Genomic DNA, 22,829 nt, shown 5'->3' with positions numbered 1-22,829 from the left:
TCGCTATTTGAGCCTACATAGAAGTGGATAATCCAGATTACAACTGTTATCTGTGATCCCATGACACAACAGCTTGAACGATCTACCAGCCGCGCAAAATCTCAGCAGCAAACACGTGACGCGCTTCTTCAGGCAGGGGCCGCATTGATTGCGCAAAACGGTTTCGCAGGCGCATCTGTCCGCGATATCGCCGCGCGTGCAGGTTTCACCCAAGGCGCGTTCTATTCCAATTTTCAAAGCAAAGATGAACTGGTCTTTGCGATCATGCGCAGGCTTTTCCAACATGCCTACGATTCAATTTCAGTGTTCAGCAAAGACGCTTCTAAATCCACGGGCGAAATGGTCGCAGAGGCATCAGCATGGCTCCAAGATATTTGCGGTTCAGACGAAAAAGCCCAGCTTGAGGCCGAGATCAGCCTTCACGCGATGCGCGACGCGAAGTTTGCCGAAAGCTATTTTGCGTTGCTGGAAGAGCACTCAGAAAAGATGACGAAAATCGTTGAGGAAATCGCTAAGGCCAGAAACATGGAACTATGCGCACCAGTCGATCAAATCGCTAAAGGAATGATCGCAATGGCGCGCGGGCTAAAACTTATGATGCCGCACAATGATCCAAAGACGGTAATCGAAACACTTGCAATCTTTTTGGACGCAACGATGCGATCATGCTCTAGCGACAAAAGTGGAGCAGGCGATCAAAGCGCCTGATAAGCCTTTAACAGGTCGCCTACGTCGTCATAAAAGGTGACACCTCCATCGTTTAGGAGAAGCCCGCAATCACAATACTCTTTTATGGTCGCAGCGGAATGTGAGACCATAATGATCTGGCTACTTTGCAGCTTTTCATGAAACACAGCATTACTTTTCTTGCGGAACGTTTGGTCCCCAACAGCGGTGATTTCGTCGATCAGATAGACTTGAAAGTTGATAGCCATACTCAGGCCAAATGCAAGGCGTGCCCGCATACCACTAGAGTAGGTCTTGATAGGTAGCCTTAACGATTGTCCCAACTCCGCAAAGTCTTTAACATAATCGATAACCCGTTCCGTATCTTGGCCATAGATGCGCGAAACAAAACGTATATTTTCGATCCCTGTCATGCTGCCATTGAATCCGCCCGCGAAACCTAATGGCCAAGACACGTTCAAACTGCGATATACGTGACCCGTTGTCGGCGGCTCAGAGCCGGCAAGTAGACGCATCATCGTCGACTTACCGGCGCCGTTCTTGCCCATGATTGCAACATTACGGCTTTCTGGAAAGGCAAAGGACAAGTCATCAAGGATGACCTTTTCTACGCCTTTTAGGTTATAGATTTTTGAAACATGATCAAATGCGAGCACTATTAGAACCTCAACCGCCGAAACAAACGCTCGCCTGCCAACCCAATTAGAAGCAAAATCGCGCCAACCAATACTGGATAAGTCATATCCAAGATGCTGGTGTTATAATTCGAGTAGAATCCGTAGCGGAACCACTCAACGAGGTGCAGTACCGGATTCCATTGCAGAACTTCCTGTGCACGCACGGGCAATTGGCTTGGTACATAGAAAATGCCCGAAATAAAGAAGAGCGGTCGGGTAAGTACCTTTTCGATCTGAATCCAAGTATCCCAAAGTGATGCGATGACCGCGTTTACGGTACCGTATCCTAAACCTAGGAACGCGGTAGAGCAGAAAACCAACACCAATTGTTCTGGCCGAGAAGGTAACTGGGCCATGCCAACGACAATAAGCGCAGAGTAAAATATCACCATAATGACGAGATAGGTTGCAGATATCAGAAGCGTGCGCGCCAAAATTGTATCCACATCTTTTATAACCGGATAAGTTAGCAACGCCTTATTCGCGTCGAACACAGTCATCAGCTTGCCCGACACCTCGGTAAAAAATTGTAGCGTTAAAATGCCTGTCGCAAAGAACAATGCGAGGCTAGACCCAAAAGGGGCATGACGCCCAATTAATGAGAAGAGAACGACCAACACTGCTACGCTGGCCGTCGGCGTAATTACGGCCCATGCATATCCGAACGATGACGTACCGAAGGTGGCACGCGTTTCTCGCAAGACAAGGCTAAGAATTACGCGAAGCTGCAGTGTCAGCAGTTCGCTTGTAGTCATCTGCCTCACGTCAAATGGTCCCTCACAGAATAGGTTAGCAGGGTGCCGATGCCCCACACAGCAAAGAACATGAAACTAGCTAACAAGATGTTTCGTACACGTCTTGGGTATTCCGATTTTTCGGGTGTCTGTGGGCGAACATGGACCGCTAGATAGCGCTGTTGCCGGTCCGCGTCCCGGCGCGCTTGCTCTAGTGAATTCAACGCAGACGCATATGACTGTTCAGCAAGTCGACGCTCGACGTCCAAAGTCTCGAAAGCCGCGAGTTGTTCAGTGACTGCGGAGGTGCCTGCTTCATTCAACAATGAGCCGCCGATCTCCAGTCTGCGGGTGTCGATTTGCTCTGAAAGCGCCTCGGCCTGCCGGCGCAATGCCACCAAGCTGGGCGCGTTTTCGTCAAGAGATTCTCGCTGTGCTGCGATACGCGCATTTATGTCGATTAACCGTGATTCAAGTCCTGACAAAAGCTGGATTTCGAGGGCAGCACTCGCAGTAGGGTCGACAGATTGCTCTGAATTCCGAAAATCACGAATACGGTCAAGTGACTCGCGTAGGCGGGTCTCCTGAAGAGCGACTTCTTCTCTCGCAAAGCTAAGCGCATCTTGGCGTGCACTCGCCGACAATTCATTGACCAAGTTCTGTGTTAGTTCCAACACAGCTGTGCCAATCTGTTGTGCATGTTCGGGCGATACGGATTGCACCTCAAATTCGATGATCCCAGAGGTTGGGTCCGATTGGGTCCGAATACGACGGTTCCAATAGGTCACGAAATCTTCGATGGGGGCATCGGCATCAAGCCGAGTTAAGAAGTCAATGCTCAGATCTGAAAACACCTCTCTCAAAGATAGGCGCGCATCGACGTCCTCTAACAAGCGGCGGCTCTCTAGATAGTCGAGAACGATGTATGTGTCGGCCGTTGTTGATCCCGCACTAGCAAGGCCAGTCAATGCGCCTAGGCCGTCGAGCCCAACACCGGCTTCAATTCCACGTATAGAAAAGCCAGCACGCGCTGCATACCGATCCGTAGCAATGGCCGAATAATAATACGTCACCAGTCCAATAGGTATCAACACCAGTAGAACAAATGATAGCCACAACTTGTTGCGCCGCTTTCGCTGAAGTCCGGCTGTTCTGGCCCTCTGTTCGTCAGTTTTGCCTAATGTAACGACCTTCTGAGCAGTTTCTGTCGGTTTCACGGGTGCCTTTCTCTTCGGAGGCACATCGCTCGGCTGCGCTGCTGCCGGGCCAGCGGTGCCCATATTCTTTTGTGCTGCCGGAACGGGCGTTTTTCGCTGGGCAGGGGCGGCATTCTGACCCTGTTGAAGGTCTTCAGCACCTTTTGCAGCTTGCACTCCAGCATCGGGATTAGGCGCAATAGTCTTTGCCGCACCTGCTGGCTTTACGTCGGTCATTTCTTAATGCCTCTCAATTTGAGCGCGAATACTATCAGCCTTCTACGCAACTTGCGATACCAGTTGCCATGTGACGAAGAGCTACGCAATTTTGCGAGAGTTTCTAGGGTTTTTTCAGGCCCGACGAAGCAATTTGCCTCAAAGTCATAATAGCGCGGGTAGGCAATAAGCACACCAAACACCAAAGCGTCCAACGTCAGCTTCCTTACGCGGCGCGGGCACGGCAACATGTCAGTTGTGAGCCCCCAACCTGCATAGAACGGTATTCCGTGGCAGGTAACTTGGATACCGCGCAGCAATGCCTCAAATCCTATCAGCGACGTCATCGTGTGAACAACATCAACCTGAGAAAGCAAATGATCTGGTGCGATATCAACGGTTAGCACTTCGTCACAATGCGCTACGTATGGATCTTTCGCACCCTGAATATCGCGTAGTCCGGCCATCACATCTGGATGCGGCTTAAAGACAACGTAGTCATTGGGATGCAATGCGCGTGCGCGTTGCAACAGCTCAAGATTTGTTTTGACGTCTGGCGATCCGAACTCCAGCGATGCATCAGTCTCGACCTGTCCGGCTACGAGAACGATCTTTTCAGCGTGCTTTGGCCGTGTCCAAGCGCGAACTCCGACATTGTATTTGCTTACCCCTTCAAAGACGATGCTCTCGCGAAGACGTTGCGCACGGCTGATCTGATCATCCGTCAAATCAATGTTGTTTAGGATAGTCTCAAGATCCGAAGGACCTGTTGCATCGTAATATATTCCCGTCTGATCGATCACCAATGACGATGGGCGGATTAAGTCAGCACCCAACCCTGCCGACCGCAAAAACCCGTCCTCGATGCGCAAGACGGCTTTCGCTACTTCTGGAGCTTGATTACGGCCCCATATAGCGACAGGCATGTCTGGCGAAGCCAGCTTTGCAAAACGAACCTCTGTGTCAGCGAAAAACTGACCTACAAACCGGCGTTTCCAAGGCGAAAACCCTAAAGCCGTAACTTGTGCTGGAAGTTTGAAGCGGTGCTGCCGTTGCAGCGTTACGTGCCTTACAGCATCCTCCGCTTCCCAAGCTTTGTCAGTAAACGGGTCGATGTAACGCACATACCGGATCAATGCCGCGTGTACCAACTGAGCCAAAGAAGAATGCCCTCGACGATCAGGCGCCGGTAACGCGTCTTCCGTTAACCCCCAGCCAGCATAAAAGGGCATGCCAAAAACATGCACTGGCTTACCCCAAATCAACGCCTCAAAACCAACCTGAGATGTCACCGTATACACAGCCTGAGCGTGCTCGATAAGTGAAACAGGATGACAGTTTTCCGCAACGACCTGAACGCGATCCATCTTGCGCAAGCGTTCAGGATCGAAATGGCTTTTTGCAGCGTCGGTGAACACATCCGGGTGCAGTTTTACAATGACTTGAGACGTCGGGTTATCCGCCAGTGCTGTTTGCAACATGTTGTCAAAGCTTTGGGCATCTGCAGCGCCATAACGGATGGACATGTCACCGCGCACCTGATCAATGACCAACACGTATTGATCAGGCAGTTCCTTATCCAGTTCCGGCGCGGCATTGTATTTTGATACCCTGCCATCCCGCCACAGCTGCATCAGCGCCAGCGCGCGTGCCTCTTCTTCGGTCGAAAGAGGCACTTTGATCAACTCTTCAAGCCGGGAAGGCGACGAGGCATCGTAGTGAACACCTATGTCGTCCATCGCGACCGAAAGTGAGCGATCCCGCCGACCGACCGACCGTAGAAACCCATCCTCTAACAGGACGAATTCTGCGCCCTTATCCTTCGCAATATCAACGGCGCGACGACCTGACCATTTCCGACCCCAACCGACAAAACGACACGCGTTGGTGGGAACAAGCCGGCTGTGAAATGCGGGTACGGTCCCTAGTACATGCGCCACTAAAGGATCATCACACAGGTCCATAGAAGTTACCAAGTTGTCACATCTTGCAGAAAGCACGCGGCTAGCCATCAAGCGCGACCACTGCCCGAGTTTCAGCGCACGGCGCCAAGTCAAAGTGGCGGAACGTCTAACACCCATCATATTACCGCAAGCCCAATCTGATGCAGGCTAATATGGCGTGTGTTCAAATGTCTCATAGAATTTTTTCCGAACTGCTACACAGGTCGTCGAAACGGTTCCTTGTGATGCGTTATTCTTCAACACCAGCCCGCAGACAATCGTGAATGTGTAAGAGGCCGCACATCTTTCCACGATCGTCGAGCACGATCGCGGCGGTAATTGACTGGCTACTCATGAACTTTAGCGCGGCGGCAGCCGTTTCATCTGGAGTTACAGACTTCGGCGAACCCACAACCAAGTCTTCGGCGCAAGATTGCCAAAGCTTCGAAACATTGCGGCGCATATCGCCGTCGGTGATCAGGCCCAATACTGCACCGCCTTCGTCACAGACAATTGCAGCACCAAATCCTTTGGCAGACATGGTGATCACCACTTCCTGCATTGGTAGCTCTGGAGTCACAATAGGTAGCGCGCTGCCCGTATGCATAAGATCACGCACAGTCAGCAAACGCGCGCCTAGCTTACCACCCGGATGATATCGCCGGAAATCTTGCGGCTCAGCTTTGGAAAGGTGGCTCACGCCGACAGCTAGTGCGTCTCCGATCGCAAGCGCGACTGTTGTTGACGTCGTCGGGGCAAGACCGTTCACGCATGCTTCTTGTACGCGACCATGCGCGATCACGATTTCGCTCGCTTTGCCTAACGTGCTGTCTTGCGACGCCGTCACGCCGATAACCGGGATCTTGTAGTCGCGACAATACGTCAACAAATCACCGAGTTCCGTGGTTTCGCCAGAGTTCGACAAAACCAGCACCACACTATCATCATGGATAATCCCTAAGTCACCATGACTTGCTTCGGCCGCATGCAAAAACACGGCTTGCCGCCCCAGAGAACGAAAGGTCGACGCAATCTTGCGTCCAATATGTCCGCTTTTGCCGACACCGGCGACCACCAGAGGCCCGTCAGAGGCAAAGATCAACTCTGCGGCGGCACACATCTTGTCCGGTGGGCATTCGCTCAGCTGTAGGAGCGCATTCGCCTCGACGCGGAGTGTTGTCTGAACAACATCCCGCAAACTAGAGGTCGACCGTTGAGAAACGCGATCCTCATGTACGAAATCTGCCATTCAGATTCCCAAGCTTTGAACACTATTCGCGCTACTAACGACAGGTGCCAAAAGAGTTGCGATGAATTTGCGGAATTCGCTAGCGTCAGCAGTCGCGACATAAACGATATCCGTTTCGTTTAACATGAACTGATCAGCAAGAAGAAATGCGTCAGCTCTCGCGAAGTCGACGCGATATGCAACCGGGTCTTCGCCGGCTTTACGCGCCCGGCGGAACACAAACACCGAATTTGGTGCTGCTTGCATATCGTTCAGGCCACCCACTTCAGCCAGAAGGTCAGAAAGCGAAGGATGTGCGATATTCAAGTTAGCATTACCAGTACGGGCCACAGCGCCGTAAACAGCGTAGCGACGTGGTATATGCGTTACCTGTACAGTATCGCCAGGCAGGATGACGATGTTCTCCGAAGAATGCCCGCTCAGCCGGTCCATACGAATCTTACCCGTATGCGAACCGCGTGAAACGGCGATTTCAACTTCCCAAAGTGGATGTGGAACGCCACCCATTTGCGCCAACAAGGCCAACAGCCGGATACCGTTTGCCGGAATATCCGCCCGGCCTGATGTCCGCAAATCTCCAAGCACCGTCGCAGTACGTGCAGAAGTTTCAATTATGCGCACGTTGATCTCTGGGTCGATCGCTTTGCCCTGGTATTTCTCAAGCAAGACCCGGCGAACGCCTGCCGTGGTCAAGCCAGCAGCATTGATACGGCCAGCATATGGAACTTCGATTGTACCAGCGTTGGAAACTTGGAATGACAACACAGTCTCGCGCTGTCCCGACGCTGCAAACAGACCATCATTAGCTGTTTCCCAGATACGAAGCTCTAGCACGTCCGAAACTGAAATGCGTTCATGTTCAACTATGAAACGCTGGGACCGGAAACTATTTGGAAAGCCTCCACCCGCACGACTAGCCGATGGCATTGTCGCCGCCGAAACGTTGATGAGCTGGAATGATGTCATGGCCGCGCCAGCATCAACCTCATAGGCAGAGGCTTCACCGATCTCGTCTGCTGATGGACCGAACGCAGGCAAAGTAGCACAGCCAGAAACAGCAACTGCCGCCACACATAGCGTCAAACGACGGAAGCCCAAAAACGCAAACTGGCACAACGACATCAGGCGGCACCCATCTCTAACTGTTGAAGTGGCAGTTCTTTTGCCAGCTTTTTGGAAATTGCATCCACTGCAACCTTCCGACCATCAGCAACATAAAAGTCACCGGGCAACAAGGCCTGAACTTTCACGGCGCGAATAAAGGCATCAATGCTGTCTTTGCACTTGGCTGACCGTTTCGTCATGAAGTCATGAATTGCCGTAGGATCTTCACCAACTGTGACCAAGTTTTGATGGCGATAAATCGCATCACCCAGCACCAGAATTGGTACTTCATGGTGCAATGCTGAAAATGCCGAAGTCGAATTGATCACAATCATTCCTGATGCGTGGCTCACGACTTCGCCGATTGCACCTGCGTTCAGTACCATCACGCGGTCAGACAACCCCAATCTTTTCGCTGTCTTTTGAATAAATCTGCGCGTTTTAGAAACATTTCGATCTAACGGATGCAGTTTAAAAACAACCGCTTCTTCAGTTCCGTTGTTTTTCTGCGCAAGCATAGTCTCTTCAATGAGTTTTTCATTCGACCACCCGCGCGCTGCGAATTTCAACTGACTGTCTTCTGGCATCTGCAGGGTTACCAAGATGTACTTGCCGCTTAGCTCGCCCTGCAATTTCTTGAGTTTAGTGAATACCTCACGCCATGCATAGCCTCGCGCCACCATATGACTAGCCCAAGACCATGCCAATCGACCAACGCCTTCACGTTTACGGTGGAATATTTCTTCCTCTGAAGGCACAGAATTCAGATCCCGCACAAGATAATAAATCGCTGACCAGACGCGGAGCGCGCCATGGGAAGACGCTAATTGCATAGGCACTGGGATTTGCGCTGAACACTCCACATCCGGCGCCCAATTACACAATGGAGACCGGTCATTGTTGCCACCCAATTCGCAGGTAACATAACCGGATCGAAGATATCCCTCTTCAAGGCAAATCACTTGAATACCGTGAATGGCTGCGATCTGTTTGGCAGCGCAGTGTAGTGGACGTCTCGCGCCAAACAAAACAATGAATTCTGGCCTGTTGCGGTTAAGCTCCTTGCGAAGCCAAGTTCCCCAATCGTCAAGCGAACCAGAGAATTCCACACAGTCTTTTTCATCCGCGAACATTCTATCGCCCGCGTTAAACAGCACGCGCCGTACAACAAACCCATCTCTCTGCAGCCCGCGCTGCAGATCACGAAAAAATGGTCCGACCGGCCCTTGCAGTAAGAGCACCTTGGGCGCGCCAGACGCGTCCGGCTTATCAACATAATGAAACATCTTTACCCCCGCAGCCAAGCACGACACGGATCGCATGACATCAGCTCCGTTGCTTTCGCAAGCACGGTTTGATGAACACTCACTAGGCGCCGATAGTGCTGGGTTGATGTTACTGGTGTTATCACGCTTCTTAACTATTGCTTGTTTTCATTTTCGACGGATGAAGTGCACTAAGCGCTTAGCAATGATAAAACACGCGTATCGCACAATTGCTCAGTTTCGCATTTCCAGACTGATTGCAAGGCGTCACCAACTTTCCCGTTCAAGTGTACTGGCTCTTTACACTTTATGATAAGTGATGGTCTACCCGTTCGGACCGCGTCCACGGTAGGGAGAAAGTTAGAAGAATCTTCCCACAAGCACACAAAACACCACAATCGTTCATATTTTCATCATTTATTTCAACAATGTGAATAGAATATGGCAAAGCAACGCGATCAGGAAACAATAGAGTCGCCAAAAGGTTAAATATGTCAACCGAACTGGTGAAAAGCTTAAAAATACTAGAATCGTGTATCCAGCAACCGCGCCAGAGATTGATTCGTTGCAAAAATACTCGACTATAAGTTGGAAAGCGCTGCTACTGCGATAGTCACAAATCGCATCTTGCAGAAAAGCGACGGCCGCGAGCCATTGCGTTCGCGACCGTCAAATTCATTCTAGCCCGCGTCAAGCAGCTCGTTCGCCCGGGCAAGGACCGCGGCACCGTCGTGGCCAAAGCCGTTCAGCTTTTCGACCCATTCCGTATGTACGGGTTCTGCAATTTCACGCCATTTTGCGATCTCTTCGGCTGCAATTTCGCCGATCGTGTTGCCTTGCGCTTCGACAGCTGCTTTGCCTTTGGTTTCGAACTCATCAAACTGACGCCCGATACGCTGCGACAATGCCGCACCCGAGTGCGCGTCGATAACTCCACGCAGATCGTCTGACATGCCTTCGTAGGCAGCTTGGTTCATCAGCATCGCAAATGTGTTCGCGTACAGCCCACGTGACGCAGGCGCTGGTGCAGAGGTGAAGCCTGTCAGCTCTTGCAGTTTGAACGCTGGAACGATCTCGTATGGTAGACAGCATCCGTCGATGACACCGCTTGATAGGCCAACGACCATCTCAGTCACCGGGAAGAACACCGTTTCGGCCCCGAGTAGTTCGAGCATCTTACCAGTCGCTTGGTTCGGTGCGCGCAGTTTGAGGCCGCGCAGGTCGTCTGCGGTATTGATCAACCCGTTGCGGGTGTGCAGCTTGCCGCCGTCATGAGTATGGAATGCGAGCGTCTTGATTCCAGCGTAGTCATCTTGGCCGAATTCTTCCATCAGCGTGTGCATTACAACCGAAGTCTTTTCAGCGTTCGTTACCATGAACGGCAGCGCAAGCGTTTCGGCAATGGGGAACCGGTCAGGCGTGTAGACGGGCAAAGTCCATGTGATATCGCAAATACCCTGACGTACTTGATCCGGTAATTGCGGCGGCTTGCCGCCAAGCTGCATAGACGGGAATAGCTGCACGTCGATTGCGCCGTCAGACGCTTCGCGCAATTCATCCGCCCATGGCACAAAGAACTGCGAATTCATCGGCGCCGGTGCGGGCAGCATTGAATGCAAGCGAAGCGTGACTTCGGCGGCATTTACACGGCTCAAAAGCGCGGGCGTCGCAAGCGCGGCCCCCGCGCCAGCCAGCACGGCTCTTCTATTTAGTTTTTGTTTCATCGTTTCCTCCCTAGGTGTTGTCCGGCACTCCTCCTGCCGGGTATATGCGCCCGTTATTTGGCCGCTTATGCGGGTTACATCATACCAGCACCTCTGCTGGAGTGACGTCAAATTTTTGTCGGGTCAGCGGCACGCCGCTCGCCATGCCTTTGCGCGCAGTCATATGGACCTTGGCGTTGTTGATCGTTTCAACTGCAGTGATCCGCGAGCCACAAAACCTTAACACGGTTCCATCGGCCAATTCCTCTGCAGTGTCAGCTGGCCCCGCTAGGCCAGCGATCTGCAGCTTCCAATCAGCTTGAGCAGACCAGAACCACGGGACGGCGCGGTAAGGCGCATCAGCCCCCTTGGCGATACGCCTTCCAATCAACCGGGCGTGGTCGGTCGCGGCCTGAACGCTTTCCAGCCGAATACTTCGGCCCGTAACCGGATCGGGGAATGCAGCGCAATCGCCCAGCGCCGAGATTGCAGGATCAGAAGTGACAAGCATTTCATCAACGACAATACCATTGTCGACATGAAGACCAGCTAGTTCGGCCAACTCGACATTCGGAACAACGCCCACGGCAAGCAGTGTCAGATCAGTGTCCACATGCCGCCCTGACGCCAAAGTGAAACCTGCTGAATCAATCTCAGCGACAGCATCACCCAAGATAATTTCGGTGCCCTTTTCCCGGTGTTTATCGGCGAACCTTGCTGACATGGGCTCCGATACCGCACGCGCCATCAAACGGGGGGCAGCTTCGGCCACTGTCACGCTATGGCCTAGCTCGCGTGCGACTGCCGCGAATTCTAACCCAATAAAACCTCCCCCGATCACGCCAACACGCACCCCGTTGACCAAGGATGCCTTGATGGCGCTGGCGTCATGCAGCGTCCGTAATCCTACGCTATGCTCAAGCCCAGCGATCTGCGGGCGAAGGTTACGTGCACCTGTTGCGATAATCAGATGATCATAGGCAATCTGTTCGCCGTCTATCTCGACCCGGGCATTCGCCCGATCAATGGCGCGGACCCAACAGCCCATGCGCAATTCGATCTTATGCGTCTCAAAAAAGCTATCTGGCCGCAGAGATAACGCCTGAACTGTTCCACCTTTGAGATAAGCCTTGGAAAGCGGCGGGCGTTGATACGGAAGTCCCTGTTCATCGCCGATCAGTAGGATTTCACCGTCAAACCCTTCTTGCCGAAGGCTTGCCGCGGCCTGAAAACCGCCCTGCCCAGCGCCGATGATGACAACACGTTCCATCTAGGCCAGCTCAGACGGAAGACGCACGACCATGCCATCAAGGGCATCGGTGACTTTGATCTGACAAGTCAGCCGAGAAGCATCAGTTACTTCGGTTTCGGCGCAATCGAGCATATCGTCCTCGCCATCACTTTTATCGCCAGTTTTCTCCGCCCATTCATCGTCGATATAACAGTGACAGGTTGCGCACATCATCGCCCCGCCACATTCAGCAAAGATGCCTTCGACATTATTGTTGAGCGCAGTCTGCATCACGCTGTCGCCCACAGTTGCCTGCACGGTCTGCGCGGCGCCATCGGGTTGAATGAATGTGATCGACACCATGATGTGCCCTTTCGTAAATACCTGCGGTTAGTCCAAATAGATCGGTAGGTTGAGCGGTCCGCGAAAACCGAACCCGCTCCAAACGACATCTTCGGGGTTTCGAAGTTGCATGTTGGGAAACCGATCAAACAACAGCGGAAGCATGATATGCCCCAGCGTACGGCGGGCGATTTGCGCACCTGCGCAGTGATGCGGCCCACTGCCGAATGATTGGTGGGGATGCTTTTCACGGAAAACGTTAAAGCTTTCTCCGTCGTCAAATATCGCCTCGTCGCGGTTCGCGGATGCCTGAATGGTCATGACGGTTTCGGCTTTGGGTACGACAACATCGCCGATCTGAATTTCTTGGGTCGTGCGGCGGCCAGAGACCTGAATTGGCGCAACCCACCGGATCCCTTCCTCAAAAGCGTCCATCCACGCCTCTTGGCGTTTCACCTCTTCCAACTGGTCCGGATTGGTCAACAATCCGTAGACAATCGTTGCTAAAGCATCACGCGGTTCGTTGATGCCGCCGCCAATTGCGATTTTGATATTGGCGTACATCTGGCTAAGCGGAATTGGTTTTTTCGCGCGAAGCATGACCGAAAACGCAGAGTTGTTCGGCTCTGATTGATGGCGCGGGATGATCTTTTCGAACAGCGCGTTCATCTCGGCGTTGGCTGCGTCGGATGCCTCAAACAGCTTGGGGTCACGTCCAAAGTTTCCTGCACCGTCGATCAGCCGCTGCGACCAGCGTTGCATTTCTTCGTCTGTTGCGTCCTCTAGGCCCAGCATATGCGCTAGAATGCGTGCGGCAACGGGGCCACATAGTTCAGAGAACAGATCAACCGTTTCACCACGCGGAAGGCGCGACACATATTCTTCGGCGATCTTTTCGTAGAGTTCTGCCCAATCAGAGCGAATGACCTTGGGCGAAAACGAAGGCTGCATCGCCATACGTTCCGCGCGATGTTCTGCGCCATCCTTGCGCATCAAGGTATGTGCCTGAAACGCTGGTTTCATCGGCGTCATCGGATCATCCGAGCTAAATATCTCGGGGTTTTCTTTGATCCACTTTGTATGCTCTGCCGTGGTAACAAAAATTCTGTTAGTCTGTGCCACACGGACCACCGGCGTTTCAGCGCGCATCTGTCTATAGATCGGATATGGATCCTTTGTGAGATCGGCCAAAGTTACCGTCTCGTTTATTGGAATATCCATCACGCTAAAGCCCCCCGGTGATCCGCAGCCCGTCCCGAGGCGCAGTTTTGACATGCAACCCTTTACGGACCTATCAATCAATACGATGGACTAGATAGTTAAGATCGAAAGTTTAGATACGATGCCAAAATCTATCGACCCAATGACAATCGACTTTCGTTCGCTTGAGATATTGATCAGCGTTTATCGTCACAATTCATTCACGCGCGCGGCCGATGACCTTGAGATCAATCAATCCGTCGTCAGCTACACGATCGAGAAGCTACGCGGGGTTTTCAACGATCCCCTTTTCGCCCGCGAGGCACGTAGCCTGATCGCGACCCCCCGTTGCGAAGAAGCGGTGACAGAAGCCATCGATCTTGTGCAACGGTTTACCCAGCTGACCGCTGCACGGGATTTCGACCCAAAAGAAAGTGCTGGCACGATTACCATTGCCTGTAATTACTACGAACGGGTTTTGATCATTCCCCAAGTCGTGCACGCGATCCAAAAACAGGCCCCCAACCTGAAGATCGAGATCGTGGATTCATCATATCTGGGCCATGACCGTCTGTTGCGGATGGAAGCCGACCTTTTGATTGGTCCCTTCCAACAATTGGGCGCGGCTTTCTATGGTCGTAAACTATATGATGATCGTTATGTTTGCTTGATGGATCCGGCCCACCCGCTGGCACACACCACCCTAACGCTCGAACAATATCTACCGCTTGATCACATCTACATCACCTACGGCGGCAAGTGGAAATCCCGCTATATGCAGGTTCTTGAGCAGGAAGGGCGTGAAATCTCAATCGCGATCAAAGTGCCTAGTCCTGCTGGTATTCAAAGTCTGATTGCGGGAACAAATTTCGTCGCCACAGTACCTGAACGCCTATCGCGTGAAATTGGTGATGGGCTTCATATCGCGCCATGTCCGGTACCTACCCCAATTGATATTCAGCTGGTATGGACAACGCGGACATTGAATTCGCCCATGCACAAATGGGTACGTGATCTCATCGTAGACCAATGCCGCAGGCTTTGACGCTTAGCCAACAGAGAGACCAGCGTTTGTGTTCAGCAAGAACTGTGAAAAAATTGGGCCGCTGGCAGCACCAATCGCCCGAGCATTGCCACCAATGGTGCCACTTTCGATCACCGGCGGGATCAGGCCACGGGTATCTTGGGTCGCGATATAGCGGCGAACGCGTTCAACCAACTCGGTTCGGATTTCATCCGGAAAAGACCCGTCGATCAGGATGGCTTCGAAATCTATCACCGCGCAAGTCGAAAGGCTCGCCTTTGCGAGTTCCTGCGCTGTCTGTCCTAACCAAGGTTCGACATAGCGCATGATTTTTGACCAGTCCTGCGGGTTCTGCCAGATCATCGCGGGGTCTAGTTCGACCTCTTCTAGCCGGGTTTCCAATAGGTGGATCGACGCCATGTCGACCAGCTGCTTACTTTCGCCATGCGGGCCAATACTGCGCAACGAGCCCAGCGCACCAGCGTTGCCTTGTCGGCCAGCGACGACCGAGTGGTTCAGCACAATGCCCCCACCGATGAAGGCACCGACAAAGAAGTACGCATAGTCGGTAAAGTTCTTACCCCGGCCATAGACATGTTCTGCCTGACAGGCGGCGGTTGCATCGTTGACCAATGAAACTGGCAGGTCACTAAAGGCCGCGACCTGCGCCGGAATGTTAATATCTTTCCACGACAGGAATGCCGGTGATGGCTCGCCTACCAGATCATCCCAGTTCCACATTTCAAAAGGTGCGGCGATACCCAGCCCGCAAATACGCTTGGCAATGTCTGGGGGTAATGCCGCCGTAATTTGCGCCATTCCGCTTGATAGAAACGCGAACACTTCTTCAGGGGTCGGAAAGGTATAGCTAATGTGGCGCTGTTCACGTACTTGGCCCGTGAAATCCATGAGCAACAAATCAGCTGAACGCCGCCCGATCTTAAGCCCAAATGAAAGAACACCGTCCGGCGACAACCGCATTGGGACCGAAGGTTTACCCACTTTGCCGCGGATAGGCTCACCGCGGACAAGCAAGCCATCAGTTTCAAGGCGCTTTAGAATTGCAGAAACAGTAGGAGGAGACAGCGACGACAGTCTAGCAAGATCACTACCCGGCATTTCGCCGTGACGTTGCAGCAAAGATAGCAAAAGCCGTTCATTGTGGTTTCGCACGCCCTTTTGGCTAAGGCCCGCACCGAACGATTTTATGACTGTGTGCTCCATCCCGGCCTTCATAGTATGCTCACCCTTTGGAAGGAATACATGAATTCCATTAATAAATAAAGTTAACTAATTAATTGACAGGCGGGTCAGAATCGCGTTTTTTGTCCGCATTCACTTCGATACATTCGGAGCGAGGAGGGCGGGGGTTACCCCATTTATATTGAGTTTCTGGGAGGAAATCATGAAAAAGCTTCTTATTGGTACTGCGCTGGCAGCAATTACATCAGCTAGCGGCGCGATGGCGGCTGGTCACGGCACGTCTGCTTGTCTGATCACGAAAACCGACACGAACCCGTTCTTTGTGAAAATGCGCGAAGGCGCCGAAGCCGCAGCAGAAGCTGCAGGCATCACATTGCGGTCATACGCCGGTAAAGTTGACGGCGACCACGAAACGCAAGTTGCTGCGATCGAAACATGCATCGCTGATGGCGCTTCTGGTATTCTGATCACAGCGTCTGACACATCTTCTATTGTTGGCGCAGTGACCCAAGCACGCGACGCGGGCCTGCTGGTTATCGCTTTGGATACACCACTAGACCCAATCGACGCTGCGGACGCAACATTTGCAACCGACAACTTCCTTGCTGGTGAACTGATCGGTCAATGGGCCGCGGCGACGCTTGGCGACGAAGCCCCAAATGCACGTATCGCGATGCTTGACCTGGCCGTTAGTCAGCCAACCGTTGGCGTTCTGCGTGACCAAGGTTTCTTGCAAGGCTTTGGCATTGACTTGGGCGACCCGAACAAGTGGGGCGACGAAACTGACCCACGGATTGTTGGTAACGATGTCACTGCAGGCAACGAAGAAGGCGGTCGCAAAGCTATGGAAAACCTGCTCGCGGTCGATCCATCAATCAACGTGGTCTACACTATTAACGAACCAGCCGCAGCTGGCGCATATGAGGCGCTGAAATCATTTGGCCGTGAAGATGACGTACTTATCGTTTCCGTCGATGGCGGTTGCCCTGGCGTGCAAAACGTTGCTGACGGCGTGATCGGTGCGACTTCACAACAGTACCCACTGTTGATGGCATCCAAAGGCATCGAAGCGATTGTTGCTTACGCAGCCGATGGTACGCTGCCAGAAAACACGCCCGGCAAGAACTTCTTTGATACGGGTGTTGCGCTTGTCACTGATCAGCCCGCTGACGGTGTCGAAAGCATCTCTGTCGCGGAAGGCACGGATTTGTGCTGGGGCTAAATCTAGTCTGAGCTAAATACACGAGGGCGAGCAAACTGCTTGCCCTCGTTTGTCTATGCCACGCCACTAAAAATCTAAAAAGGGGAAATCAATATGTCGGGGGATGCTGACAATTTTGAAGCTGCGGTAAAGGCAAAGGGTGCCGAAGCCGTCGCGGAGTTTAAAGATACGCGCAAGGGCGTTCTCGCAACGGTCCAACACGCGTTACATGTGAACCCAGCGCTTGTGCCGCTGTTTGTTTTGGTCGCTTCAATCATCGGTTTTGGCCTGCTGCTTGGGTCCAAGTTCTTTTCGCCATTTGCATTGACGCTCATCCTTCAACAGGTCCAGATCGTCGGTATCGTGGCGGCAGCCCAAAGCCTTGTGATCCTGACCGCCGGGATTGATTTGTCAGTTGGCGCGATCTTGGTGCTGTCGTCTGTCGTCATGGGACAATTCACGTTCCGCTATGGGATACCTGTCGAAATCGCGGTTGCCTTTGGCCTGATGACAGGGATGATTTGCGGTTACATCAATGGCTGGCTTGTTGCAGTGATGAAGTTACCGCCGTTCATTGTGACCCTTGGCATGTGGCAAATCGTTCTTGCCGCGACATTCCTATATTCCGCGAACGAAACCATCCGCGCCCAAGAAATCGAGGCAAACGCCCCTCTCTTGCAGCTATTCGCGACCAAATTTCAGATTGGCGGCGCGGTGTTTACCGTTGGCGTCGTGTTCATGGTGCTACTAATGCTCCTGCTTGCCTACGTCCTAAAGCAAACTGCGTGGGGCAGGCATGTTTACGCGGTCGGTGACGACCCAGAGGCCGCGCAACTGTCAGGCGTCAATGTGCGCCGCACGCTGATCTCGGTCTATGTGCTTTCGGGGTTGATCTGCGGGTTTGCAGGCTGGGCTATGATCGGACGTATCGGTTCAGTTTCCCCGACCTCCGGCCAACTGGCCAATATTGAATCAATCACAGCCGTTGTGATCGGTGGGATTTCATTGTTCGGCGGACGTGGCTCTATCCTTGGTGCACTGTTTGGTGCGCTTATCGTTGGCGTGTTCACGCTTGGCCTGCGGCTTGCTGGAGCTGACGCACAGTGGACCTATCTGTTGATTGGTGTGCTTATCATTGCGGCCGTTGCCGTGGACCAATGGATCAGAAAGGTATCTGCGTAATGGAACCCATTCTCAAAGCTCGTGGACTGGTCAAACGCTACGGAAAAGTGACCGCCCTAGATCACTGCGATTTTGATCTCTATCCCGGCGAAATCCTCGCCGTGATCGGGGACAACGGCGCCGGGAAATCCTCCCTGATTAAAGCGATTTCCGGTGCTGTTGTGCCTGACGAAGGCGAAGTCGAATTGGAGGGACGCAAAGTACGCTTTACGTCGCCGACCGACGCGCGAAAGGAAGGCATCGAAACAGTTTATCAGACGCTCGCCATGTCCCCTGCACTGTCGATCGCTGACAACATGTTCATGGGGCGTGAACTGCGCAAGCCCGGGTTCCGTGGGAAATGGCTACGCCAGTTAGATCGCCCCCGCATGGAAAAGATGGCCCGCGACAAGCTGACTGAACTTGGCCTGATGACGATCCAGAACATCAACCAAGCAGTTGAAACGCTTTCTGGTGGTCAACGCCAAGGCGTTGCCGTGGCCCGTGCAGCTGCGTTTGGGTCCAAGGTCATCATCTTGGACGAACCAACGGCAGCACTTGGGGTCAAGGAATCGCGGCGCGTGCTTGAACTCATACTCGATGTGCGTGCGCGTGGCATTCCGATCATCCTGATTAGCCACAACATGCCGCATGTGTTCGAGGTCGCAGACCGTATCCACGTGCACCGTTTGGGTAAACGCCTTTGTGTGATCGATCCCAAGGATTACACCATGTCAGACGCGGTTGCCTTTATGACCGGCGCGATGGACGCACCAGCACAAGCGAACGCATAACGCATTGTCCACTTGTGGCCTTTGCGTTTGCCAACCCAAGCGTTAACGATCAACTTAGTACGATTTTCTTGGGTGAAACGGCAGCCCGACTTGTCCAGTCGGGCCTGCCACCACAACTTACCAACATTTTAGACGTACTAAGGTTGCCCAATTTTCGACCGGTCCCGCCGGATTCGCGCTGAATATTACTGCACAGACATTAGCGAAGGCGTTTTTGCCTACTTCCCAGCATCATTTGGACACCCAAGGTTGCAATGCGGCCGTCACGAACCATAGAGTTTTAATAAGGCAAGCGGGCAGAACCGTCCGCCATTCGTCGCAACGGCGCGACATAATCTGAGATACCACAATTGGTTTTGCGGCTTCGCCGCACGTTAGTTTCATTTCTGTCCACCCCCGGTCGGACACAAGATGTATCTCGGTCTTCGTTCATTTGAATAACTGGCGCGCCCGGCCCTGTTTTCTGTTGTTTCTCGCGTCAGCCTAACCACCACCAGTTTTCTCGCTCCAAGAAATAAACGCCAACAGACAACCCACGCCTGATTTCAGGCACCTGTAAGCCCCCTCGAAAGGTTACGAACATGTCGTATATCCAACCCAAGGAATTCGCGTCCAAGATGGTCGACGCGGGTGAATCCAAGATTTTCATGGCGACCAAAGACACACTAATCCGCTCTTATATGGCGGGTGCGATCCTTGCTCTCGCGGCTGCGTTCGCTGTGACCATCGCTGTAAACACCGGGAACTTCCTTGTCGCTTCGCTGCTGTTCCCCGTTGGTTTTTGCATGCTGTACCTTTTGGGGTTCGACTTGCTGACAGGTGTGTTCACGCTGGCACCGCTGGCTGTCATCGCAAAACGCCCCGGCTGCACATGGAAAGGTGTGCTTCGGAACTGGGGACTCGTGTTTTGCGGCAACTTTGCTGGCGCGATGACCACCGCTGTATTTATGGCGATCATCTTTACGATGGGCTTTAGCCAAGAACCAAACGCTGTTGGGCAAAGGATCGGCCAAATTGGTGAGGCACGTACATTGGGCTACGCTGCCGCCGGCGGTGCTGGTCTGCTGACGGTCTTTGTCCGCGCTGTTATGTGTAACTGGATGGTTTCGACTGGTGTTGTCGCCGCGATGATGTCCGATTCTGTGTCGGGTAAGATCATGGCGATGTGGATGCCGATCCTTGTCTTCTTCTACCTCGGCTTTGAGCACTCAATCGTGAACATGTTCCTGTTCCCATCGGGCATCATGCTAGGCGGCGAATTCACTTGGTTCGATTACTTTGCATATAACGAAATTCCCGTTGTGCTTGGTAACCTTGTGGGCGGCCTGACCTTTGTGGGCGGCGTGATTTACATGACCCACTTCCGAGAATCTCCAAAACGGAACGCGACTGTCGCACGCAATGACGATGTGTCGTCGATGCCCGCTGAATAATTGCACTTACCAATGGGGCGCGGTCCTGATCCGCGCCCCTTTAGTCATTTGCCGGAGCCCAATATGCCAAAGGATATGAAAGCCACAGACCTGCTTAGCGTTTCTATTGGCCAATATTCCACTGCGGGCCGCAAACCAGAAAACCAAGATTTCCACGGTGCGCTTATTCCAACCGGGGCACCCCTTGCGTTCAAAGGCATTACCCTAGCCATCGCAGACGGCATATCGTCCAGCAGTGTCAGCGCCGAAGCCTCTGCGATAGCAGTCAAATCATTGCTCACAGATTATTACGCGACGTCTGACGCGTGGACCGTCAAAACTGCCGCCCTACAGGTTATCGCCGCAACCAATGCATGGCTCCATGGCCAAAACAGTGCTTTATCCGACATGAACAATGGCCGCGTTTGCACGCTGTCGGCTTTGATCCTGAAAGGGCGCGAAGGGCATGTTTTTCACGTTGGCGACAGCCGAGTGCAACGGCTGGTTGGTTCAAGTCTGGAACCGCTGACCAAAGACCACCGTATGACGGTTTCCAACAACCAAAGCTTTCTTGCGCGTGCCATTGGCGCAGAGTCCAATGTCAAAGTTGATTATCAGAGCACCAAGCTGACCAAAGGCGATGTGTTCGTGCTAACCACAGACGGCGTGCATGAACTCATTAGTGGACCGGATGTCAAAACCGTACTGCAAGAAACCCTCGACCTTGATCAAGCTGCCAAAAAGCTAGCGGCACTCGCTTTTGACCGAGGAAGCGATGATAACCTTACGGTTCAAATTGCGCGGATTGATCAGCTGCCCACCCCCGGTGCTGAACTCCAATTGGAAGGCAGCCAACTACCCATCCCGCCCTTGCCAAATGCCGGAGACATCATCGATGGTTTTCGGATCGTGCGTTCGCTTCATGCAACTGCCCGCAGCCACGTTTACCTTGCTATTGCACCGTCAGGTATGCGGGTCGCGTTAAAGATACCGGCAACCGAAACCGGACAAGACAACGCCTACCTAAATCGTTTCATGCTAGAGGAATGGATCGCGCGGCGCTTGTCATCTGGTCATGTTGTGAACGCTGCCGATGCGCCTGAGCAACGCAGCGCGCTTTACGTCGTCACCGAATATGTCGAAGGCACCACTCTCAGCCAGTGGATGACGGACAACCCCCAGCCAAGCCTTGATCAGGTGCGCGATATCAGCGGTCAAATTGCCACCGGGCTACGCGCCTTCCATCGCCGTGAAATGATCCATCAGGATCTTCGTCCCGAGAACATCATGATCGATAGCGATGGCACAGTAAAAATCATCGACCTAGGATCAGCATCGGTCGCTGGGGTAGAAGAAGCTGCACCAGGCACTTTGGGCGAAATGCCGGGTACATTTCAATACACAGCACCCGAATACTTGTCGGGTGACGCTATCAGCTGGCGATCTGATCAATATGCGCTGGGTGTGATTGGGTATGAGATGCTAACAGGTCGCCTTCCCTATGGAACCCAAGTTGCACGTATCCGATCCCGGCGTGATCAGATGGCGCTTCGCTACCAACCCGCGCGCGACGAATACACAGGTGTGCCCGATTGGATGGATGCCACCTTGCAGCGCATGCTGCACCCCGACCCGATCAAACGATATGACGCGCTGACGGAATGCGTCGCAGATCTCAAACGCCCAAGCCGGTCGTGGAAGTCTGCCCACCAGCGTCCTCTCATGGAACGCAACCCCCTGCGTTTCTGGCAAGGGCTATGCGCGCTCTTGGCAATTTTGTGCGTCGTCCTTGCCACCAGATAACTGCAACAACAGGAGTCCACAGCTATGAAAGACCAACTATCACCCCCTACGCTCGACAAAGAAGATGTCACCGCGCTGATCATCGCGGCCATAAAAGAACTAAATCAGACTTGGGAAGGCATCGCCGCAGCGATCGGAATGTCACCAGTATGGACCCACTCTGCCTGCATGGGGATGAATGCGATGCCGACGGAAAAAGCCCAAGCGCTCGTATCCGTGCTTCAACTACCGACACAGGCCGTTTCGGTTCTGGAGGAAAGCCCAACAAAGGTCTGGTCTCAAACAGTCCCGACGGACCCATGCATCTATCGGCTATATGAAATCGTCGGCGTCTACGGGCCAACGATCAAAGCATTGATCCACGAAGAGTTCGGCGACGGGATCATGTCAGCAATCGATTTCGATATGCAAATTACACGAGTACCACACGAAAAAGGCGATCGAGTTAAGATCGAAATGTCGGGTAAATATCTGGGATACAACGCGTGGTGAGCAAGGAGGAACAAATTCCTTAACTTAGAAGACCTTTGGTCTCTGCAGCAGCGCTTACGTTATCGCAACCGCGGATATCGCCTTTTGTGGCGTTAACGTATCGCAATGTCTGGTATATTGTTGGTTGCGGGAGTAGGATTTGAACCTACGACCTTCAGGTTATGAGCCTGACGAGCTACCGGGCTGCTCCAT

20 protein-coding genes and 1 pseudogene are annotated in these 22,829 nt (G+C 52.9%); 8 read left to right on the top strand and 13 right to left on the bottom strand.

Features of this window, described 5'->3' with window-relative positions; genetic code table 11:
- The first annotated feature begins 60 nt into the window (after nt 1-60).
- Nucleotides 61-708, top strand: a complete 648-nt coding sequence (locus ACHUEV_RS13435) for a TetR/AcrR family transcriptional regulator (RefSeq protein WP_394180685.1) — start codon at nt 61-63, stop codon at nt 706-708.
- On the opposite strand, the gene ACHUEV_RS13430 is transcribed toward ACHUEV_RS13435, so the two are convergent.
- From ACHUEV_RS13430 to ACHUEV_RS13375, 12 genes and pseudogenes are all read right to left on the bottom strand, one after another.
- Nucleotides 696-1,343, bottom strand: coding sequence for an ABC transporter ATP-binding protein (locus ACHUEV_RS13430; RefSeq protein WP_394180683.1), 648 nt, complete (start codon nt 1,341-1,343; stop codon nt 696-698). The genes ACHUEV_RS13435 and ACHUEV_RS13430 overlap by 13 nt on opposite strands.
- 2 nt (nt 1,344-1,345) lie before the next feature.
- On the bottom strand, nt 1,346-2,119 hold the full coding sequence (locus ACHUEV_RS13425) for an ABC transporter permease (RefSeq protein ID WP_394180681.1): 774 nt from the start codon (nt 2,117-2,119) through the stop codon (nt 1,346-1,348).
- A gap of 5 nt (nt 2,120-2,124) precedes the next feature.
- Nucleotides 2,125-3,531 (bottom strand): KpsE/RkpR family capsule polysaccharide export protein, encoded by a 1,407-nt coding sequence (locus ACHUEV_RS13420; protein ID WP_394180679.1) that lies wholly within the window; start codon nt 3,529-3,531, stop codon nt 2,125-2,127.
- Complete coding sequence (locus ACHUEV_RS13415; protein ID WP_394180677.1) at nt 3,528-5,450, bottom strand: capsular polysaccharide biosynthesis protein; 1,923 nt, start codon at nt 5,448-5,450, stop codon at nt 3,528-3,530. Before ACHUEV_RS13415 ends, ACHUEV_RS13420 begins: the two co-directional genes overlap by 4 nt.
- Nucleotides 5,451-5,703: 253 nt before the next feature.
- Nucleotides 5,704-6,702 carry a KpsF/GutQ family sugar-phosphate isomerase gene (locus ACHUEV_RS13410; RefSeq protein WP_394180675.1) on the bottom strand — a complete coding sequence of 333 codons (999 nt, stop codon included), beginning with the start codon at nt 6,700-6,702 and terminating at the stop codon, nt 5,704-5,706.
- A complete protein-coding gene (locus ACHUEV_RS13405) occupies nt 6,703-7,323 on the bottom strand; it encodes an SLBB domain-containing protein (RefSeq protein WP_394181065.1) in 621 nt (206 codons plus the stop codon).
- A gap of 3 nt (nt 7,324-7,326) precedes the next feature.
- A pseudogene (locus tag ACHUEV_RS13400) lies at nt 7,327-7,629 on the bottom strand (polysaccharide biosynthesis/export family protein); the annotation flags it as partial.
- 194 nt (nt 7,630-7,823) lie between these two features.
- Nucleotides 7,824-8,939, bottom strand: a complete 1,116-nt coding sequence (locus tag ACHUEV_RS13395) for a capsular polysaccharide export protein, LipB/KpsS family (protein ID WP_394180673.1) — start codon at nt 8,937-8,939, stop codon at nt 7,824-7,826.
- Between the two features lie 812 nt (nt 8,940-9,751).
- Nucleotides 9,752-10,795 carry a TRAP transporter substrate-binding protein gene (locus ACHUEV_RS13390; protein ID WP_394180671.1) on the bottom strand — a complete coding sequence of 348 codons (1,044 nt, stop codon included), beginning with the start codon at nt 10,793-10,795 and terminating at the stop codon, nt 9,752-9,754.
- Between the two features lie 79 nt (nt 10,796-10,874).
- Nucleotides 10,875-12,044: an NAD(P)/FAD-dependent oxidoreductase gene (locus ACHUEV_RS13385; RefSeq protein ID WP_394180670.1), complete on the bottom strand. Its 1,170-nt coding sequence runs from the start codon at nt 12,042-12,044 to the stop codon at nt 10,875-10,877.
- Nucleotides 12,045-12,368, bottom strand: a complete 324-nt coding sequence (locus ACHUEV_RS13380) for a 2Fe-2S iron-sulfur cluster-binding protein (protein ID WP_394180668.1) — start codon at nt 12,366-12,368, stop codon at nt 12,045-12,047.
- A gap of 27 nt (nt 12,369-12,395) precedes the next feature.
- Nucleotides 12,396-13,568 (bottom strand): cytochrome P450, encoded by a 1,173-nt coding sequence (locus ACHUEV_RS13375; RefSeq protein WP_394181063.1) that lies wholly within the window; start codon nt 13,566-13,568, stop codon nt 12,396-12,398.
- A 121-nt stretch (nt 13,569-13,689) separates the two neighbouring features.
- Between ACHUEV_RS13375 and ACHUEV_RS13370 the strand changes: the two genes are divergently transcribed.
- Nucleotides 13,690-14,592 (top strand): LysR family transcriptional regulator, encoded by a 903-nt coding sequence (locus tag ACHUEV_RS13370; RefSeq protein ID WP_394180666.1) that lies wholly within the window; start codon nt 13,690-13,692, stop codon nt 14,590-14,592.
- Between the two features lie 3 nt (nt 14,593-14,595).
- Here the strand turns inward: ACHUEV_RS13370 and ACHUEV_RS13365 are convergent, their stop codons facing one another.
- Nucleotides 14,596-15,795 carry an ROK family transcriptional regulator gene (locus tag ACHUEV_RS13365; protein ID WP_394181061.1) on the bottom strand — a complete coding sequence of 400 codons (1,200 nt, stop codon included), beginning with the start codon at nt 15,793-15,795 and terminating at the stop codon, nt 14,596-14,598.
- Between the two features lie 181 nt (nt 15,796-15,976).
- Between ACHUEV_RS13365 and ACHUEV_RS13360 the strand changes: the two genes are divergently transcribed.
- From ACHUEV_RS13360 to cynS, 6 genes are all read left to right on the top strand, one after another.
- Complete coding sequence (locus tag ACHUEV_RS13360; protein WP_106357439.1) at nt 15,977-16,996, top strand: sugar ABC transporter substrate-binding protein; 1,020 nt, start codon at nt 15,977-15,979, stop codon at nt 16,994-16,996.
- A gap of 93 nt (nt 16,997-17,089) precedes the next feature.
- The gene (locus ACHUEV_RS13355) at nt 17,090-18,157 is read left to right on the top strand and encodes an ABC transporter permease (RefSeq protein ID WP_394180663.1); all 1,068 of its coding nucleotides are present in this window, start codon (nt 17,090-17,092) and stop codon (nt 18,155-18,157) included.
- Complete coding sequence (locus tag ACHUEV_RS13350) at nt 18,157-18,930, top strand: ATP-binding cassette domain-containing protein (RefSeq protein ID WP_394180661.1); 774 nt, start codon at nt 18,157-18,159, stop codon at nt 18,928-18,930. The genes ACHUEV_RS13355 and ACHUEV_RS13350 overlap by 1 nt, the downstream gene beginning before the upstream one ends.
- 581 nt (nt 18,931-19,511) lie before the next feature.
- Nucleotides 19,512-20,363, top strand: a complete 852-nt coding sequence (locus ACHUEV_RS13345; RefSeq protein WP_394180659.1) for a formate/nitrite transporter family protein — start codon at nt 19,512-19,514, stop codon at nt 20,361-20,363.
- A 63-nt stretch (nt 20,364-20,426) separates the two neighbouring features.
- Nucleotides 20,427-22,145 carry a protein kinase domain-containing protein gene (locus ACHUEV_RS13340; RefSeq protein WP_394180657.1) on the top strand — a complete coding sequence of 573 codons (1,719 nt, stop codon included), beginning with the start codon at nt 20,427-20,429 and terminating at the stop codon, nt 22,143-22,145.
- Nucleotides 22,146-22,169: 24 nt separating this feature from the next.
- Nucleotides 22,170-22,637: a cyanase gene (gene cynS, locus ACHUEV_RS13335; protein ID WP_394180655.1), complete on the top strand. Its 468-nt coding sequence runs from the start codon at nt 22,170-22,172 to the stop codon at nt 22,635-22,637.
- The last annotated feature ends 192 nt before the right edge of the window (nt 22,638-22,829 follow it).

This window comes from Yoonia maritima (assembly GCF_043641945.1).
GTDB lineage: Bacteria > Pseudomonadota > Alphaproteobacteria > Rhodobacterales > Rhodobacteraceae > Yoonia > Yoonia maritima_B.
Note: the sequence above shows the minus strand (reverse complement) of the source record. Positions and strands in the feature narration are given on the sequence as shown.